18 protein-coding genes are annotated in these 17,892 nt (G+C 66.2%); 14 read left to right on the plus strand and 4 right to left on the minus strand.

Features of this window, described 5'->3' with window-relative positions; all coding sequences use genetic code 11:
* The first annotated feature begins 34 nt into the window (after positions 1-34).
* From MTBSS4_RS01885 to MTBSS4_RS01900, 4 genes are all read left to right on the plus strand, one after another.
* Complete coding sequence (locus tag MTBSS4_RS01885) at positions 35-742, plus strand: phosphatidylserine decarboxylase (protein WP_254432327.1); 708 nt, start codon at positions 35-37, stop codon at positions 740-742.
* Positions 742-1,536, plus strand: coding sequence for a CDP-diacylglycerol--serine O-phosphatidyltransferase (gene pssA, locus MTBSS4_RS01890; RefSeq protein ID WP_173981684.1), 795 nt, complete (start codon positions 742-744; stop codon positions 1,534-1,536). The genes MTBSS4_RS01885 and pssA overlap by 1 nt, the downstream gene beginning before the upstream one ends.
* Positions 1,537-1,679: 143 nt before the next feature.
* Positions 1,680-2,705, plus strand: a complete 1,026-nt coding sequence (locus MTBSS4_RS01895) for an OmpA family protein (RefSeq protein WP_173981685.1) — start codon at positions 1,680-1,682, stop codon at positions 2,703-2,705.
* Between the two features lie 124 nt (positions 2,706-2,829).
* Positions 2,830-4,416, plus strand: a complete 1,587-nt coding sequence (locus MTBSS4_RS01900; RefSeq protein ID WP_173981686.1) for a peptide chain release factor 3 — start codon at positions 2,830-2,832, stop codon at positions 4,414-4,416.
* Here the strand turns inward: MTBSS4_RS01900 and MTBSS4_RS01905 are convergent.
* The gene (locus MTBSS4_RS01905) at positions 4,391-6,898 is read right to left on the minus strand and encodes a PAS-domain containing protein (protein ID WP_173981687.1); all 2,508 of its coding nucleotides are present in this window, start codon (positions 6,896-6,898) and stop codon (positions 4,391-4,393) included. The two genes, MTBSS4_RS01900 and MTBSS4_RS01905, sit on opposite strands and share 26 nt — an antisense overlap.
* A 184-nt stretch (positions 6,899-7,082) precedes the next feature.
* Here MTBSS4_RS01905 and MTBSS4_RS01910 point away from each other — a divergent pair, with 184 nt between their 5' ends.
* Positions 7,083-8,132 (plus strand): CoA ester lyase, encoded by a 1,050-nt coding sequence (locus MTBSS4_RS01910; protein ID WP_173981688.1) that lies wholly within the window; start codon positions 7,083-7,085, stop codon positions 8,130-8,132.
* Positions 8,133-8,184: 52 nt separating this feature from the next.
* Here the strand turns inward: MTBSS4_RS01910 and MTBSS4_RS01915 are convergent, their stop codons facing one another.
* Positions 8,185-8,529 (minus strand): hypothetical protein, encoded by a 345-nt coding sequence (locus tag MTBSS4_RS01915; RefSeq protein WP_173981689.1) that lies wholly within the window; start codon positions 8,527-8,529, stop codon positions 8,185-8,187.
* 132 nt (positions 8,530-8,661) lie between these two features.
* On the opposite strand from MTBSS4_RS01915, the gene purU reads away from it, so the two are divergent.
* The 6 genes from purU to MTBSS4_RS01945 all read left to right on the plus strand — a co-directional run bounded on the left by purU (position 8,662) and on the right by MTBSS4_RS01945 (position 14,425).
* Positions 8,662-9,525: a formyltetrahydrofolate deformylase gene (purU, locus tag MTBSS4_RS01920; protein WP_173981690.1), complete on the plus strand. Its 864-nt coding sequence runs from the start codon at positions 8,662-8,664 to the stop codon at positions 9,523-9,525.
* Positions 9,526-9,684: 159 nt separating this feature from the next.
* Complete coding sequence (locus tag MTBSS4_RS01925; protein ID WP_173981691.1) at positions 9,685-11,313, plus strand: alpha-D-glucose phosphate-specific phosphoglucomutase; 1,629 nt, start codon at positions 9,685-9,687, stop codon at positions 11,311-11,313.
* 269 nt (positions 11,314-11,582) lie between these two features.
* Positions 11,583-11,975, plus strand: coding sequence for a hypothetical protein (locus tag MTBSS4_RS01930; RefSeq protein ID WP_173981692.1), 393 nt, complete (start codon positions 11,583-11,585; stop codon positions 11,973-11,975).
* Positions 11,972-13,360, plus strand: coding sequence for a phosphoglucomutase/phosphomannomutase PgmG (gene pgmG, locus MTBSS4_RS01935; protein ID WP_173981693.1), 1,389 nt, complete (start codon positions 11,972-11,974; stop codon positions 13,358-13,360). The genes MTBSS4_RS01930 and pgmG overlap by 4 nt, the downstream gene beginning before the upstream one ends.
* Positions 13,361-13,444: 84 nt before the next feature.
* Positions 13,445-13,876 carry a CBS domain-containing protein gene (locus tag MTBSS4_RS01940; RefSeq protein WP_173981694.1) on the plus strand — a complete coding sequence of 144 codons (432 nt, stop codon included), beginning with the start codon at positions 13,445-13,447 and terminating at the stop codon, positions 13,874-13,876.
* A gap of 189 nt (positions 13,877-14,065) precedes the next feature.
* A complete protein-coding gene (locus tag MTBSS4_RS01945; RefSeq protein ID WP_173981695.1) occupies positions 14,066-14,425 on the plus strand; it encodes a phasin family protein in 360 nt (119 codons plus the stop codon).
* A 179-nt stretch (positions 14,426-14,604) separates the two neighbouring features.
* Here MTBSS4_RS01945 and galE read toward each other — a convergent pair whose 3' ends face one another.
* Together galE and MTBSS4_RS01955 are read right to left on the minus strand one after the other, a co-directional pair.
* Positions 14,605-15,591: a UDP-glucose 4-epimerase GalE gene (gene galE / locus MTBSS4_RS01950; RefSeq protein ID WP_173981696.1), complete on the minus strand. Its 987-nt coding sequence runs from the start codon at positions 15,589-15,591 to the stop codon at positions 14,605-14,607.
* A 196-nt stretch (positions 15,592-15,787) separates the two neighbouring features.
* Positions 15,788-16,270: a hypothetical protein gene (locus MTBSS4_RS01955; RefSeq protein WP_173981697.1), complete on the minus strand. Its 483-nt coding sequence runs from the start codon at positions 16,268-16,270 to the stop codon at positions 15,788-15,790.
* Between the two features lie 167 nt (positions 16,271-16,437).
* On the opposite strand from MTBSS4_RS01955, the gene MTBSS4_RS01960 reads away from it, so the two are divergent.
* From MTBSS4_RS01960 to MTBSS4_RS01970, 3 genes are read left to right on the plus strand one after another with little or no spacing between them, the layout of a single operon-like run.
* Entirely contained in the window at positions 16,438-16,875 is a 438-nt protein-coding gene (locus tag MTBSS4_RS01960) for a hypothetical protein (RefSeq protein WP_173981698.1), read from the plus strand.
* On the plus strand, positions 16,875-17,669 hold the full coding sequence (locus MTBSS4_RS01965) for an ABC transporter permease (RefSeq protein ID WP_173981699.1): 795 nt from the start codon (positions 16,875-16,877) through the stop codon (positions 17,667-17,669). The genes MTBSS4_RS01960 and MTBSS4_RS01965 overlap by 1 nt, the downstream gene beginning before the upstream one ends.
* A 22-nt stretch (positions 17,670-17,691) precedes the next feature.
* Positions 17,692-17,883, plus strand: coding sequence for a hypothetical protein (locus MTBSS4_RS01970; RefSeq protein WP_173981700.1), 192 nt, complete (start codon positions 17,692-17,694; stop codon positions 17,881-17,883).
* The last annotated feature ends 9 nt before the right edge of the window (positions 17,884-17,892 follow it).

Below are 17,892 nucleotides of genomic sequence, written 5' to 3' on the forward strand. Positions count from 1 at the left end.
GAACCGGCGGGATCATCGCTCCGGAGAATTGCGCGTGCAGGCTCACGAAATCTCGCTGACCAAGTATCTGTGGTTCCCCGTCAACCGGGAGGGCTGGCCGTTCGTGGCGCTGTTCGCCGTGGCGGCGCTGCTGCTGGGGCAGCTTTGGGAGCCGCTCGGCTGGCTGGGCGCCATCCTGACCTGCTGGTGCGCCTGGTTCTTCCGCGACCCCGACCGGGTGACGCCGGTGCGCGACGGGCTGGTGATCAGCCCGGCCGACGGCGTCGTGCAGTTGCTGGGCATGGCGCCGCCGCCGCCGGAACTGGACATGGGCGAGGCGCCGCTGATGCGCGTCTCGGTGTTCATGAGCGTGTTTTCCGTCCACATCAACCGCGTCCCGGTGGACGGCAAGGTGGTCAGGACCGCCTACCAGCCCGGCAAGTTCCTCGACGCTTCGCTGGACAAGGCCAGTTCCGACAACGAACGCATGTCGGTCCGTCTCGCCCTGGCCGACGGCCGCGACGTCGCCTTCGTCCAGATCGCCGGTCTGGTGGCGCGCCGCATCAAATGCGACCTGAAGGACGGGCAGGAGGTCCGGGCCGGCCAGCGCTTCGGCCTGATCCGCTTCGGCTCGCGGGTCGACGTCTACCTGCCCGAGGGCGTGCAGCCGCTGGTCGCCCTGGGCCAGAGCATCATCGCCGGCGAGACCGTGCTGGCCGATCTCGCCTCCGCCGAGGGACCGCGACAGGGCGAGGTTCGCTGATGTTCAGGCCAAAGCGTCCGCCACGCATTCCCGGCCTGTCGGTCAACAAGCTGATCCCGAACATCCTGACCATGCTGGCGCTGTGCGCCGGCCTCACCTCCATCCGCTTCGCCGTCCACGGCATGTGGAAGGAGGCGGTGATCGCCACCGTGCTGGCCGCCATCCTGGATGGCCTCGACGGCCGCGTCGCCCGCCTGCTCCAGGGGACCTCCAAGTTCGGCGCCGAACTCGATTCCCTGTCGGATTTCGTCAGCTTCGGCGTGGCCCCGGCCATGGTGCTGTATTTCTGGGTGATGCGCGAGGCCGGCGGCTTCGGCTGGGCGCTGGTGCTGCTGTTCTCGGTGTGCTGCGCGCTCCGCCTCGCCCGGTTCAACACCATGATCGGCGAGCCCGACCTGCCGCCCTACGCCTACAACTTCTTCACCGGGGTTCCGGCCCCGGCGGCGGCGGGGCTGGTGCTGATGCCGCTGATCCTCACCATCCAGTTCGGCGACGGCCTGTTCGACCGCCCCCTGGTGGTGGCGGTGTTCCTGATGGGCGTGTCGTTCCTGATGGTGAGCAAGCTGCCCACCTTCTCGTTCAAGAAGGTGCGCATTCCCCACGGATGGGTCCTGCCGATCCTGCTGGTGGTAGGGCTGGCGGCGGCCTTCCTGGTGACCGAGCCGTGGCTGACCCTGGGGCTGGTGGGGTGCGCCTACCTGACCTCGATTCCCTTCGCCGCCCGCTCGTTCCGCCGGCTGAAGGCCCAGGCGGACATGGTGGTGGCCGAGGCGTCGCCCCCGCCCCAGGCATGAGCTTCGCGTCTGTTGCCATGCAGCAACAGTGAGGCGGGAATGCATCGCGCGCACCCGCGGGGGACTTGTTGACGGCGGCAAGCTCTAGTACATAGGGATCACCTAATTCCACGTCGCGAAAAGTCCGGGAAGGATTTCGACTCATGCGCAGCATCAAGACGCTCCTCGTCGCCACGGCCATCGCCGCCGTCCCCGCCCTGGCCCAGGCCCAGTGGTATGTCGGCCTCGACGCCGGCGCGCAGTTCCTCCAGGATTCCGACAACAGCGGCACCGGCCTCGGCTACAAGAGCGAGTCCGACATCGGCTGGCTGACCCAGGGCCAGATCGGCCACGCCTTCGGCCCGTGGCGCCTTGAAGGCGAACTCAGCTACCGTTCCAGCGGCATCGACACGGTCGGCGGCACCTCGGGCAGCGGCGACACCACCGCCCTCGGCCTCATGGTCAACGGCCTCTACCACTTCATGCCGCAGTCCAGCTGGCATCCGTTCGTCGGCGCCGGCATCGGCGCCGCGCAGGTCGACGCCGGCTCGGTCAAGCGCAACAACGTCGAACTCTATTCCGGCGACGACTGGCAGTTCGCCTATCAGGGCTTCGCCGGCCTGGCCTATGACGTCAGCAAGGATGTCGAGCTGAAGGCCCAGTACCGCTACTTCGCCACCCTGGATTACGAGACCAAGGCCGCCAACGGCACCGCCCTGGACAGCGAATACCGCGACCATGCCGTGCTGATCGGCTTTACCTACAAGTTCAACCCGCCGCCGGTCGCCGCCCCGGCCCCCGCGCCCGCCCCGATGCCGGTGGCGGCCCCCGCTCCCGCCCCGGCTCCCAAGCCCATGGTGGCGAAGAACTTCATCGTGTTCTTCGACTTCGACAAGGCCGCCGTGACTCCCGAGGCCGACCGCGTCATCCAGCAGGCCGCCGCCGCCGCCAAGTCGACCGGCGCCGCCCGCATCGACCTGACCGGCCACACCGACACCTCCGGCAGCGACAAGTACAATCAGGCCCTGTCGCTGAAGCGCGCCGAGGCGGTCAAGGCCCAGCTGGTCAGGCAGGGCGTGCCCGCCGGCCAGATCATCACCGTCGCCAAGGGCGAAAGCTCGCCCATGGTCAAGACCCCCGATGGCGTGCGCGAGCCGCAGAACCGCCGGGTCGAGATCGTCCTGCCGTAGACGGCCGCCACCCCGATATCCGGACAGCAGGGGGTCCAGCCGCGAGGCTGGACCCCCTCTTCGTTCCGGCCGGTCCTGCCAAACTTCTTGATTCTTGCCCCGGTTCCGACGAAAACCCACAGCCATGAGCACATTGTCCGACGCCCTGGCGCTGCGGCGCACCTTCGCCATCATCTCGCATCCCGATGCCGGCAAGACCACCCTGACCGAAAAGCTGCTGCTGTTCGGCGGTGCCATCCAGCTTGCCGGCGCGGTGCGCGCCCGTGGCGAGCAGCGCCGAACCCGTTCCGACTGGATGGCCATCGAGAAGGAGCGCGGCATCTCGGTGTCGGCCTCGGTGATGACCTTCGAGCACGAGGGGTTGACCTTCAACCTGCTGGACACCCCGGGCCACGAGGACTTTTCCGAGGACACCTACCGCACCCTGACGGCGGTGGACTCGGCGGTGATGGTGCTGGACGCCGCCAAGGGCATCGAGACCCAGACCCTGAAGCTGTTCGAGGTCTGCCGGTTGCGCGACGTCCCCATCGTCACCTTCGTCAACAAGGTCGACCGCGAGGGCCGCGACACCTTCGACCTGCTGCACGAGGTGGAAAAGACCCTGGCGCTGGACGTCACGCCGGTGACCTGGCCCATCGGCATGGGCCGCGACCTGAAGGGCGTGTTCGATCTGGTGCGCGACCGGGTCATCCTGTTCGACCCCGGCCGGGGCGACCATATCGCCGAGATCGCGGTGGACGCGCCGCTGGATTCGCCCAAGCTGGACGAGGTGGTGGGCGCCGCCGCCGCCGCCAAGCTGCGCGAGGACGTGGAACTGGTCCGGGGCGGCTATCCCGAATTCGACCTGGAAAGCTTCCTGGCCGGCCACATGACGCCGGTGTTTTTCGGCAGCGCGCTCAAGACCTTCGGCGTCGCCGAACTGCTGAAGGGCATCGGCCGGCTGGCGCCGGCGCCGCTGGCTCGCAAATCCGACAAGCGGCTGGTGGAACCGGACGAAGCCAAGGTTACCGGCTTCGTCTTCAAGGTCCAGGCCAACATGGACCCCAACCACCGCGACCGCATCGCCTTCTTCCGCATCTGCTCGGGCCGCTTCCGGCGTGGCATGAAGCTGAGGCATGTGCGTTCGGGCAAGGTCATGGCCCTGGTCAATCCGGTGTTCTTCCTGGCCCGCGACCGCGAACTGGCGGAAGAGGCCTTTCCCGGCGACATCATGGGCATCCCCAATCACGGCCAGCTTCGCATCGGCGACACCCTGTCGGAAAGCGAGGACCTCAACTTCCTCGGCATTCCCACCTTCGCGCCCGAGGTGCTGCGCCGCGTCCGCCTGGACGACCCCATGAAGGCCAAGCAGTTGAAGAAGGCGCTGGAGGATCTGGCCGAGGAAGGCGTCAGCCAGGTGTTCAAGCCGCTGGACGGTTCCACCTGGATCGTCGGCGTGGTCGGCGCCCTGCAATTCGACGTGCTGACCACCCGCATCGAAAGCGAGTATTCCATCAAGGCCGGATTCGAGGAAGCCCCGTTCGTCACCGCCCGCTGGGTGGCCTGCGACGACGAGACCGCCATGAAGCGGTTCATGGAGGCCAACAAATCCAACATGGCCGAGGACCGCGACGGCGGCATCGTCTATCTGGCGCGCAACACCTGGCAGCTCAACCGGGCGCAGCAGGATTTCGAGATGGTCCGCTTCACCGCGACGCGGGAGCAGCACTGAGGCCGCTCCGGTCCAGGATGAAAGACAGGGCTGCGCTCTCGGGCAGCGGATGGCTGAGGTGATAGCCCTGGGCGCCGTCGCAGGCCATCCGCCGCAGGCAATCCAGTTGAATCGGAGTCTCGACCCCCTCGGCGATCACGGTCCAGCCCAGGGAATGGGCCAGGGCGGTGGCGGCGGCGCACAGGGCGGCGGCGCCGGGACCGCCGTCCATGTCGGCGGTCAGCGAACGGTCGAGCTTCAGGTAGCTCAGCGGAAACTGCTTCAGGTGCCGCAGCGAGGTCGGGCCGGTGCCGAAATCGTCCATGGCGAGGGCGACGCCCATCGACCGGATCTCGGCCATCACCGCCAGGACCGCTTCGGGATCGGCCATGGCCGCCTGCTCGGCGACCTCCAGGGTCAGGAGGCCCGGCGCCAGCGCCGAGGCGGCCAGGCCGGCGCGGACCAGACCGGCCAGGGTTCGCGGCCTGATCTGCGACGCGCCGACGTTGATCGCCAGACGGATCGGCCCGCCGGTCACGGATTGCCAGTGGGCAAGCGTGCGCATGGCCCGGGTCATGACCCAGGCCCCGATCGGGTCCATCAGGTCCAGTTCGTCGGCCATGGAAATGAACGCCGCCGGCAGCATCAGCCCCTCGCCCGGCCGGTTCCAGCGGATCAGCGCCTCGACCCCGACCACCGCGCCGGTGCCCAGATCCATCTGCGGCTGGTAGTGCAGGACGAATTCGTCGCGGTCGAGGGCGCCGCGCAGGGCGGTTTCGAAGTCCAGCCGCCGCCTGACCGAGGTGTTCATGGTCTCGTCGAAGAAGCGGTAGCGGCCGCGCCCCGCCGTCTTGGCGTGATACATGGCCACGTCCGCGTTCTTCATCAGCGTGGCGCGGTCGCCGCCGTCGTCGGGAAACACCCCGATGCCGATGGAGGTGGACGTGGTCAGGCGATGCGGCCCCACCACCACCGGCGCCCCCACCTGGGCGATGATCTTGTCCAGGATCACCACCACGTCGGCGGGATCGCCGAAATCGCTGACCACCACCACGAATTCGTCGCCGCCCAGGCGGGCGACGATGTCGGATTCCCGCACGCAGGATTGCAGCCGCCGGCTGACCTCGATCAGCAATTCGTCACCGACCGCATGGCCCAGGGTGTCGTTGACCGACTTGAAGCGGTCGAGATCGAGGAACAGGACGGCGAGGCGGGTCTCGTGGCGCCTGGAATCGGCCAGCGACTGTTCCAGCCTTGATTCCAGGGAGTGGCGGTTGGCCAGCCCGGTCAGGGAATCGAAGCGGGCCAGCCGGTTGATCTCCTCCTCGGCGGCCTTGCGCTCGGTGACGTCGGTGTAGATGCTGACGAAACCGCCGTCGGGCAGCGGCATGCCGCGAATTTCCAGCACCAGCCCGTTGGGCCGTGCCCGCTCGAACTTGTGCGGCAGCCGCAGGCTGGCCCGTTCCAGCATTCCCTTGACGTGTTCCTCCACATCGACAGTGCCGTATTCGCCGCGTCGGGCGTTAAAGCGGAACAGATCGGCCATGGTGGTGCCGCCGTCCTCGAACAACTCGTCGGGAAAGTCCAGCAGCCGCTTGAACTCGGCGTTGTAGGCCACCAGGCGCAGATCCTTGTCGAACAGGCTGATTCCACCGGGAATGTTGTCGAACACCGTCTGGAGAACGTCGTTCTTGCGGCGCACCTCGTGCTCGATGGAGATGCGGTCGGTGATGTCGGTATAGGTGGTGACGAAGCCGATCAGGCTGTCGCCCAGACGCATGGGCCGACCTTCCACCAGATGGGCCCGGCCGGTGGGGCGGGACCGTTCAAAGCGGTGCGGCAGGAACTGCATGGCCAGTTCGCGCCTGGCCCGCACATGCGCCGCCGGGTCGCCGGGACCGTATTCGCCGCGCAAGGCGGGAATCATGATCAGATCGTCGAACGGCACGTCGGGATAGACCGATTCCTCGGGCAGGCCCAGCACGTCCAGCAGATTGGCGTTCCAGAATTTCAGCCGCAGGTTCTCGTCGAACACCGAGATGCCCTGGGGCAGGTTGTCGATGACCGAGCGCAGGTATTCGGTGCGGCGCTGCAAGGCCTCCTCGGCTTGGCGCTGGCCGGTGACGTCGGCATAGATGGTGACGAAGCCGCCGCTCGGCAGCGGCGCGCCCCGCACCTGGATCACGACGCCCCCGGGCCGGGTCCGTTCGAAGCAATGGGGCTCGAATCGCCGGGCCTGCGCCACCCGCTCGGCCACCAGGGCGGCGCCGTCGCCGGGACCATATTCGCCGCGATCGACGTTGTAGCGCATGAAGGTGGCGAAATCGGTGCCACGCCGAGAGAAATCAGCGGGAAAATCAAGCAATTCAAGAAAACGGCGGTTGCACAGGACCAGCCGCAGGTCGCGATCGAACACGGTGAAGCCCTGGCCGAATTCCTCGACCGCCTCGATCAGATGCCGCCAGTCATCGTCGGTCGAACCCGCGCCTGCACCGTGATGCATGCCGAATCGTCACCCCTGTCCCAGCGCCTCAACCCCTGGTGTCGACACTAAGCGAGATTTCCGGCAGAGGAAAGCCCGACCAACGTATCTCGGTAATCTCCCTGATGCAGTTCCCTCTTGTGCGCCGCACCATCACGCAGCATTATTTCGGCCCATCGTTATTTGTCGCAAGAGGATTGCGTTCATGAGCACCAAGCCGCCCCGCAAGTTCTTCGAGCCGCTCGCCATCGGCGCGCCGGCCCCCTATCGCGAGCTGCCGGTGCGGCTGGAGCGGATGATCCATTTCTTCCCGCCCCATGTCGAGAAGATGCGGGCCAAGGCCGGCGAGATGGGCAAGCAGGTGGACGTGCTGCTGGGCAATCTGGAGGACGCCATTCCCGCCGACGCCAAGGAGGCGGCGCGGGCCGGCTTCGTCGAGGTCGCCAAGGGCTGGGACAATCCCGACACCGGATTGTGGACCCGGGTCAACTGCCTCAACTCGCCCTGGCTGCTGGACGACCTCACCGCCATCGTCGGCGAGGCCGGCGACAAGGTCGACGTGGTGATGCTGCCCAAGGTGGAAGGCCCATGGGACATCCATTATCTCGACCAGTTGCTGGCGCAGTTGGAGGCCCGGAACGGGGTCCGCCGTCCCATCCTGATCCACGCCATCTTAGAGACCGCGCTGGGCGTCGAGAATATCGCCGAAATCGCCAAGGCCAGCCCGCGCATGCACGGCATGAGCCTGGGGCCGGCCGACCTGGCGGCGTCGCGCGGCATGAAGACCACCCGCGTCGGCGGCGGCCATCCGTCCTACGGCGTGCTGGAGGACGCCGCCGAGGGCCGGGCCGGCCGCACCTTGTTCCAGCAGGATCTGTGGCACTACACCGTCGCCAGGATGGTGGACGCCTGCCAGTCGGCCGGGATCAAGGCGTTCTACGGCCCGTTCGGCGACTTCTCCGACGATGCCGCCTGCGAGGCGCAGTTCCGCAACGCCTTCCTGCTGGGCTGCGCCGGCGGCTGGAGCCTGCATCCCAAGCAGATCGACATCGCCAAGAAGGTGTTCAGCCCCGACGTGGCCGAGGTGCTGTTCGCCAGGAAGATTCTCGACGCCATGCCCGACGGCACCGGCGCGGTGATGATCGACGGCAAGATGCAGGACGACGCCACCTGGAAGCAGGCCAAGGTCATGGTCGACCTCGCCAGGGCGGTGGCGGCCAAGGACCCGGTGATGGCCGCCGCCTACGGACTGTGACGGCGCGGGCGCCGGAGGGAGGAGGTCTCCTCCTCGTTCCGGCGCCGGCCGGCTACTCGTCCTCGTCGATGGCGGAGGCGGGCAGGACGGTGACGCCCGAGCCGTCGTCCTCCTCGATCAGGACCAGATCGCCCTGGATGCGGTCGTCGCCCTCGGCCAGATGATTGAAGTAATGCCACAGGAACGAGACGGCGATGGTCTGGTCGATCTCGTCCTCCTCGTCCATCTCGTCCTCGTCCATGGCCGAGATGTCGCGCAGGATGTCCAGCGAATCGTCGAACATCTCCGTCAGGTCGGGGTTATCCTCAAGCACGTTCTTGATGATGTAGTCGTGCTCGGAATCCTCCAGCTCATATTTCCATTGGGCGGTGCCCGACTTGTAATACACGGTGATCATCGGGCCTCTCCTCAGGCAGGGCCGGCAATGGGTCGGACCTTCGGGCATTTGCGAAAAAAACGCAAGGGGGCGATTGCCGGCCCGGCGCGTCCGGGCTAAACCTGTGGCTGGGCGCATGACGGGAGCGACAGCATGGCCGAGAAGCGGGCTTGGATACTGACCATCACCTGTCCCGACACGGTGGGAATCGTGGCGGCGGTCTCGGGATTCCTCAGCCAGCACGATTGCTTCATCACCGAGGCGGCGCAGTACGGCGATCCGCTGTCGTCGCGCTTCTTCATGCGAATCGTGTTCGGGCCGGGCGCCATGACGCCCCCCAAGGGCGAGTTCGAAAAGCTGTTCACCGCCATCGCCGACCGTTTCCAGATGATCTGGAAGCTGCATGACGCCGGCCGCAAGGCCCGCGTGGTGATCCTGGTGTCCAAGTTCGGCCATTGCCTCAACGACCTGCTGCACCGCTATCACACCGGCTCGCTCAACGTCGAGATTCCGGCGGTGATCTCCAACCACCAGGAGATGCGCTCCATCGTCGAATGGCACGGCATCCCCTATCACTATTTGGCGGTGGACAAGCACGACAAGGCCGCCCAGGAAACCCGGGTGATGGAGGTCATCGACCGCTCCGGCGCCGAACTGGTGGTGCTGGCCCGCTACATGCAGATCCTGTCCACCGACATGTGCGCCCGGCTACAGGGGCGCGCCATCAACATCCACCATTCGTTCCTGCCCAGTTTCAAGGGCGCCAAGCCCTATCACCAGGCCCATTCCCGGGGCGTCAAGATCATCGGCGCCACCGCCCATTACGTCACCCCCGACCTGGACGAAGGCCCCATCATCGAGCAAAGCGTCGAGCGGGTCGACCACACCCATACCCCCGACGATCTGGTGGCCATCGGCCGCGACATCGAGAACGTGGTGCTGGCCCGCGCCGTGCGCTGGCACACCGAACAGCGGGTGCTGCTGAACGGGTCCAAGACGGTGGTGTTCCGCAGCTGATTGACTCTTCGGGCGCCGCCGTCAGGATATGAGTTCGACGAGCCGATAGTTTGATCGGCGAGGAGTTGCGGCCGAAGGCCGGCGCCGCCCGTGCGGCGAGAGCCAAGGACCACGGATGTGGTCCGCCCGGCGATTGAGGGGCCTCTCAAGGAGATCTGCATGCCCGAGATCAGGATCGTCTCGACCAGGCCCTTTCCCGGCCAGAAGCCCGGCACGTCGGGCCTGCGCAAGAAGGTGGCGGTGTTCGCCCAACCCCATTACCTGGAGAACTTCGTCCAGGCGGTGTTCGATTCCATCGGCGACATCGCCGGCAAGACCCTGGTGGTGGGCGGCGACGGCCGCTATCACAACCGCGCCGCCATCCAGACCATCCTGAAGATGGCCGCCGCCAACGGGTTCGGCCGGGTGATGGTGGGCCAGGGCGGCATCCTGTCGACGCCGGCGGCCTCGGCCGTCATCCGCAAGTACCGGACCTTCGGCGGCATCATCTTGTCGGCCAGCCACAATCCCGGCGGCCCCACCGAGGATTTCGGCATCAAGTACAACATTCCGGCCGGCGGCCCGGCGCCCGAGGCCGTCACCGAGGCCATCCACGCCCGCTCCGAGGCGATTTCGGAATACCGCATCGTCACGGCCGCCGACCTCGACCTCGACCGGCCGGGCGAGCAGCGGCTGGGCGCCATGACGGTCGAGGTGTTCGACCCGGTGGCCGATTACGCCGACCTGATGGAAAGCCTGTTCGACTTCGCCGCCATCCGGGCCGCGTTCAAGGCGGGTTTCCGCATGAGATTCGACGCCATGCACGCCGTCACCGGCCCCTATGCGGTCGAGATTCTGGAACGCCGCCTGGGCGCTCCGGCCGGCACCGTGATGAACGGCGTGCCGCTGGAGGATTTCGGCGGCGGCCATCCCGACCCCAATCTGGTCCACGCCCACGATCTGGTCGAGGCCCTGAGCGGCGAGGGGGCTCCCGATTTCGGCGCGGCGTCCGACGGCGACGGCGACCGCAACATGGTGCTGGGGCGCGATTTCTACGTCACCCCGTCGGATTCGCTGGCCGTGCTGGCCGCCAACGCCACCCTGTGCCCCGGCTACAAGGCCGGGCTGAAGGGCATCGCCCGCTCGATGCCGACCTCGGCCGCCGCCGACCGGGTGGCGGAGAAGCTGGGAATTCCCGTCTTCGAGACCCCCACCGGCTGGAAGTTCTTCGGCACCTTGCTGGACGCCGGCAAGGCGACGCTGTGCGGCGAGGAAAGCTTCGGCACCGGCTCGGACCATGTGCGGGAAAAGGACGGGCTGTGGGCGGTGCTGATGTGGCTGAACGTGCTGGCGGCGCGCAAGCAGAGCGTCGCCGACATCGTCACGGCCCACTGGCGCGAGTTCGGCCGCAACATCTATTCCCGCCACGATTACGAGGGCATCGATGCCAAGGCCGCCGACGGCCTGATGGAGCATCTGCGCGGCCTCGACCTCAAGGGCAAGCGCCTGGGGGCCTATGGCGTCGCCGTCAACGACGACTTCGCCTATACCGACCCGGTCGATGGCTCGGTGTCGAGGAAGCAGGGCATCCGGGTGGTGTTCGACGACGGCTCGCGCATCGTCTACCGCCTGTCGGGCACCGGCACCGAGGGCGCCACCCTGCGCGTCTATATCGAGCGCTTCGAGCCCGACCCGGCCCGGCAGGATATTGACCCGCAAGCCGCCCTGGCCGATCTCATCGTCATCGCCCGCGATCTGGCTGAAATCGAGGCCAGGACAGGGCGGACGGAACCGACGGTGATTACTTAAAGAAAAGAGGGACTCACCACAGAGACACAGAGAGGCTCTGCCGGACGGAACCTCATTGTCTCCCCGTCATCGCCGGGCTTGACCCGGCGACCCACGTGGTGCCGCACTTGAGCCATCGACAGTGCGGAACGACGTGGATGCCCGGAACAAGTCCGGGCAATACTAGTAATTGGAAGTGTTAATGTGCAAACTTGATCGTTATGATTGCTATTCTATGTCTCTGTGGTTCATGATCTGGCCCCACCATTACGATGACAGGAGCTGGAACGATGAGTTGGACGATTGAGCAATCGGCTGCAATTGCCACGATTGTGAGCTTGGTAATTGCGGCGATATCCCTGGTCATACTGATCTATCCTGCATTCAAATATGTTAGAATCCGCAGGGAGGATCGCCAGCATCGCGAATTTGAGACATATCATGGATTGGTCAAAACAGCAGTTGGCGATACAGATAATATTGCAAATAGGTATGCAGATCGACAAATTGCTGCAATTTATGAATTGCGGAACTATAATAGGTACTATGAAGTTACAGGACGCATCTTGGAAAATTTAAGGAAAGCCATTAACTCAAGAGACACCCGTAATGATCAAGGCCCATTATCCGTCTGTAAAGAAATCGATCTCACTCTTGACGTAATTACGAGATACAAAAAATGACCCACGCCTTCCACCCCACCATCCTGCGGGAATACGACATTCGCGGCATTGTCGGCGAAACCCTGTTCGCCGCCGATGCCCGCGCCATCGGCCGTGCCTTCGGCACCCGCGTGCGCCGCAACGGCGGCCGGGTGGTGTGCGTCGGCTGGGACGGGCGGCTATCGTCGCCCGAGATGGCCGAGGCGCTGGCCGAGGGCCTGATGGCCTCGGGATGTTCGGTGCGGCGCGTCGGGCGGGGGCCGACCCCGATGCTGTACTACGCCGCCAAGGTACGGGAGGCCGATGGCGGCATCATGGTGACCGGCAGCCACAACCCCCCCGACCACAACGGCTTCAAGATGGTGCTGGCGGGGCGGCCGTTCTTCGGCGCCGACATTCAGGACCTGGGCCGGCTTGCCGCCGCCGGCGATCTTGAAAGCGGCGAGGGCGAGGCGGTCGACGACGCCATCCTGCCGGACTATGTCGCTCGCCTGGCACAGGATTACGACGGCGCCCGCGACCTGACCGTGGTGTGGGATTGCGGCAACGGCGCCACCGGCGAGGCGCTGGCCGAACTGGTCAAGACCCTGCCCGGCCGCCACACTGTGCTGTATGGCGAGATCGACGGACGTTTTCCCAACCACCATCCCGACCCCACCGAGCCCCACAATCTGGTGGCGCTTCAGGACCGGGTGCTGGTCGAGGGCGCCCATCTCGGCATCGCCTTCGACGGCGACGGCGACCGTATCGGCGTGGTCGACGGCGAGGGCCGCATCCTGTGGGGCGACCAGATCCTGGTGATCCTGGCCGAGGACCTGCTGAAGGCCCGGCCCGGCGCCACCATCATCGCCGACGTCAAGGCCAGCCGGGTGTTCTTCGACGAGGTGACGCGCATGGGCGGCAACGCGGTGATGGGCCGTACCGGCCATTCGCTGATCAAGACCCGGATGGCCGAGACCGGGGCGCCCCTGGCCGGCGAGATGAGCGGCCACATCTTCTTTGCCGACCGCTATTACGGCTTCGACGACGCGCTGTACGCCGCCGTGCGCCTGCTGGGCGTGGTGGCACGCTGGGATCGGGAAACCTTGGCCCATCGCCGCGACCGGCTGCCCCACATGGTCAACACCCCGGAATTGCGCTTCGACTGTCCCGACCAGCGCAAGTTCGCCGTGATCGGCGAGGTCAGGGCGCGACTGGAGGCGGCGGGCGCGGCCTTCAACGCCATCGACGGCGTTCGCGTCGACACCGCGGACGGCTGGTGGCTGCTGCGCGCGTCGAACACCCAGGCGGTGCTGGTGGCCCGTTGCGAGGCCGCCTCGGCCGAGGGGCTGAAACGGCTGCGGGCCGCCCTGGCCGATCAATTGGCGCAAAGCGGGGTCGCGCCGCCGGCCTCAGTTGGACATTGAAATTCTCCGGCACGCCCCCCATTCTGGACCACGTACAATCTGCCGACCGAAACGGTTGAAGCAAAATCAAAAGGGGGACCATCGATGTCCGTTGAAGCCATCCTGAAGACCAAGGGCAGCAACGTCTTTACCGTCCGGCCCGAACACGCGGTGGCCGACGCCGCCGCCCTGCTGACCAACAAGAAGGTCGGCGTCGCGGTGGTGTGCGACGCCAAGGGCAAGCTGGTGGGCGTGCTGTCGGAACGCGACATCGTCAAGGGCCTGTCCCAGTACGGCAAGAGCGCGCTGGAAATGCCGGTCCGCAACATCATGTCCAGCCCGGTGGTCACCTGCTCGCCCTCGGATTCGATCAAGGCGGTGATGGAGGTGATGACCGAGCGCCGCATCCGCCACCTGCCGGTGGTCGAGAAGGACGAATTGCTGGGCATCGTCTCCATCGGCGACGCCGTCAATTTCCGCCTGCACGAGGCGCAGATGGAAATGAACGTTCTGCGCGATTTCGCCGCCACCCGCTGAACTCCGCCGGTTCACGCCCCCGAAGCGGTCGCCGCTTCGGGGGCGTTTTGCTGGGAGCATTGCAAGAATCGAATGCTGCACTGCAAAAAAGCGTATTGCGTCGCAGGGGGGATGCGGTAGATTACCCTCATGTTGCACTGCAATACGCCCTCGCGGCGGCATTGCCTCCCACTTCGGAAGGGTTTCGTCATGAGCTTCAAGTTCGACGGTTTCGACAAGCTGGTCGCCATCAGCAAGGACAACGCCGACGCCATCGCCCAGAGCGGCGCCGCCACCGTCAAGGCGTTCGAGGAAATCGCCAAGGCCCAGCAGGCCGTGGTCGCCAAGGGCGTCGAAAAGGCCGACGCCGCCGTGAAGGCCATGTTCTCGGTCAAGAGCCCGGCCGAGCTGGCCGACCTTCAGAGCAAGCTGGCCCGCGAGTCCATCGAAGCCGCCGTCGCCGACAGCCGCAAGCTGGCCGAGCTGGCCACCTCGGCCTTCACCGCCGCCTTCGAGCCCCTGAACGCCCGCTTCGCCGCGTTCCAGGCTCTGACCAAGGTCGCCGCCTGATTCTTTCGAGGGGGGAATTCTCCCATTCTCCCCTCGAAAGCCGATCCGCCGTCGCCCGCAGGTGTCCGGGACTCTCCCCCCCATCCCGCTGTTTCGGACACTGGCGACGACGGACATGAACCCCGGCCATCCTCCCATGGCCGGGGTTCGCTTTTGCGAAGGACGCCGTCGCGTCCCGGTCAGGTCAGCCGCTGGGGCTGGGTGTGCCAGCGCCAGGCGTCCTCGACCATCATCGGCAGGGCGCTGCGGACCGGCTTCCAGTCCAGCAGCGAACGGGCGCGCGAGCATTCGCCCACCAGCGAGGCCGGATCGCCGGAACGACGGTCGCGGACCAGCACCGGCACGATCTGACCGGAGACGCGCTCGACCTGCTGCAACACCTGCCGCACCGACCAGCCCTCGCCGGTTCCCACATTGAGGGTGAGCGGCCAGCCCCCATCCATCATCCGCCGCAGCGCCAGGATATTGGCGGCGGCCACGTCGCCCACATGGACGTAGTCGCGCATGCAGGTGCCATCGGGGGTGTCGTGGTCGCGGCCGAACAACAGGAAAGCGGCCCGTCGCTGCATCGCCACCTCGATGGCGACGGGAATCAGGTGGGTTTCGGGGTGGTGGGCCTCGCCGATCTCGCCGGCGGGGTCGGCGCCGGCGACGTTGAAGTAGCGCAGACAGGTCCACGACAGCCCGGTGTCGCGCCCGACATCGGCGATGATCTGCTCGGCCACCCATTTGGAGCGGCCGAAGGGATTGAGCGGCGCCACCGGATGGGCCTCGTCGGCGGGCGAGAATTCACCCAGCCCGTAGACGGCGGCGGAACTGGAATAGACCAGGTGGGGAATCCCCGCCGCCGCCATGGCCTGGAGCAGGGCGATGGTGCCGCCGACATTGACGTCGAAGAAATCCAGGGGGGTGTTGGCGTCAAGCCGGCAATCGACCAGGCCGGCCAGATGGATCACCCCCACCGGATGGTGAAGACGCATCACCTCGATCAGGCGCTGGCGGTCGCGGACGTCGCCCTGTTCCAGCGGCCCCCAGCGCACCGCCCAGTCGTGGCCGCCGGACAGGTTGTCGTAGGCCACCGGCGACCAGCCGGCCTCGGACAGGGCCTTGCAGGTATGACTGCCAATATAGCCGGCACCGCCGGTGACCAGGACTGAGGGACGCATGACGACCTCCCGGAGACGAATTGCTCGTCACTGGAAGCCGCAAGCGCCATGCCAGGAATCACCCCGGTGGAATGGACCCGATCCGGGTCGGTTTCGCACTTCGCGTTTCATTTTGCGAATCGCGAAGTGCGAAGCGGGAGATTCACACCACCGGCCATGATGTCCTACCTATGGCCGAATGTTTCGACCGTTGGCATCAGTGGGCGAGCGGTCTCCATCCGGGATGATCGAAATGGGCCTGATAGGCGTCGAGAGCCTTGACCACCGTCACCGCGCCTCGCGACCGGTCCCGCGTTCCGCCCTTGCCCTTCATCACCTCGGAGGCGTCCATGATCTCGGCCAGAACCAGATGCAGCTGCGCATCGGCGGCCGGCGGCAATCGGCAATCGCGGGTGATGCCGTCGATATGGGCATCGATGGAACCGGCCAGGGCCTCGTAATCGGCCGGGCCGAAGCGGTTGCCATGAATGCGATCCAGCGCGCCGGCCATGTCGGCGCCGATGGCGGACATGCCCTGGCGCAACGGGGCATCGGTCTGCCATTTGCGCCCGTGATCGAGAGTCAACTGGCCGCCGTGGCCGGATTCGTGGGAATGGCCGTCCCTGGCGACGGCCGCCGGGGCAAGGGACAGGGCCGCCGTCAGGATGAGGGCGGCAAGGGGAAGGGCGCGTCGTGGCATGATCGTCCTTTCTGTGGTCTGGCTGCGAAAGACGGCAGAGACTAGGCTTGCGAACATGAACCGGAAATGAATGATTGGATGCGCCCCCATGGTGGCTCACTTGACTTTTGTCAGTTCGCTCGGACCGGCTTCCCGCTAGAATGCCCCGTCATTTCAAGGAGAAGGCCATGATCCGACGTCTTGCCGCCATTCTGTGCGTCGCCACCTTTCCCGCCATGGCCGGCGAGGTCGCTTGCCCCGACCTCGCCACCGCCGTTCAGGTGGGTGACTGCCCCACCGAGAAGGAGCTGATGACCGGCTTCAACGGCTATTGCAGCGACAACGCCCGCATCTACGACAAGGGCGACGGCGACACCTGCCACAGCCTGGACAACTACAAAAAGCTGAAGGACACCGCCCTGTGGGAGGCCGGCGACTTCCAGGGCTATCTGCACTGCGCCACCCCGGCCGAGACCCGCAAGAACAGCAAGCTGTTCGGCATCAAGGTCCTGCGGACCACCAAGATCACCCGGGTGATCTGCACCTATGACAATGGCGAGGAGATGACCCTGCGGACCCGCGCCGAATGCACCGTCCAGGGCAAGACCGCCATGTGCAAGGACTGATGGATTCCCTTCACCGCATCGGGGCCATGTGCCTGCGCCACCTCTACATCCTGAGGGGGTCGTGGCCGAGATTGCTGGAGATGGCCTATTGGCCGGCCATCAACATGGTGGTATGGGGGTTCACCAGCCAGTTCTTCGCCACCACCTCCAACTGGGTGGCCCAGGCCGCCGGCGTGCTGATCGGGGCGGTGATCCTGTGGGACGTGATGTTTCGCGGCAATCTGGGGGTGGCGCTGTCCTTCCTGGAGGAGATGTGGTCGCGCAATCTCGGCCATCTTTCCGTCAGCCCGCTCCGCCCCCACGAACTGGTGGCCTCGATACTGTGCATGAGCCTGATCCGCACCCTGATCGGGGTGCTGCCGGCCGCCATGCTGGCGATTCCGCTGTATCACTATTCCATCTTCACCCTGGGGCTGCCGCTGATCGGCTTTTGGATCAACCTGATGATCAGCGGCTGGGCCATCGGACTGGCGGTCTCGGCGCTGGTGCTGCGTTTCGGCCTGGGCGCGGAAAGCCTGGCCTGGGTCCTGATCTTCGCCATCGCGCCGCTGGCCGGCATCTATTACCCCATCGCCACCCTGCCGGAATGGCTGCAACCGCTGGCCTGGGCGCTGCCGCCGGCCCATGTGTTCGAGGGCATGCGCTCGGTCATGCTGGGGCATGGCTTCCGCCTCGACCTGCTGGTCTCGGCGATGGCGTTGAACCTGCTCTATCTTGCCGCCGGGACCGCCCTGTTCCTGTGGGTCTGGCACGGCGCCCGCATCCGGGGCGCCCTGCTGAACGTGGACGAATAACCGCGAGAACGGAGAACGGCGCATGACGATCGATCTCGATTCCGACCTTGCCGCCCGCCTCGCCGCCTGCGCCCGCCGCCTGAGGCGCGATCCGGCCGAATGCGCGCGGGCCGCCGTCCAGGCCTTCGTCGCCGATTGCGAGGAGGCTTTCGCCCACGCGGCCCAATTCGGCGACGGCGTCGCGCGAATGCCCGATGACGGTTTCATGGATTGAGATGCTTGG

It is taken from the genome of Magnetospirillum sp. SS-4, assembly GCF_902729425.1.
Classification (GTDB): domain Bacteria; phylum Pseudomonadota; class Alphaproteobacteria; order Rhodospirillales; family Magnetospirillaceae; genus Phaeospirillum.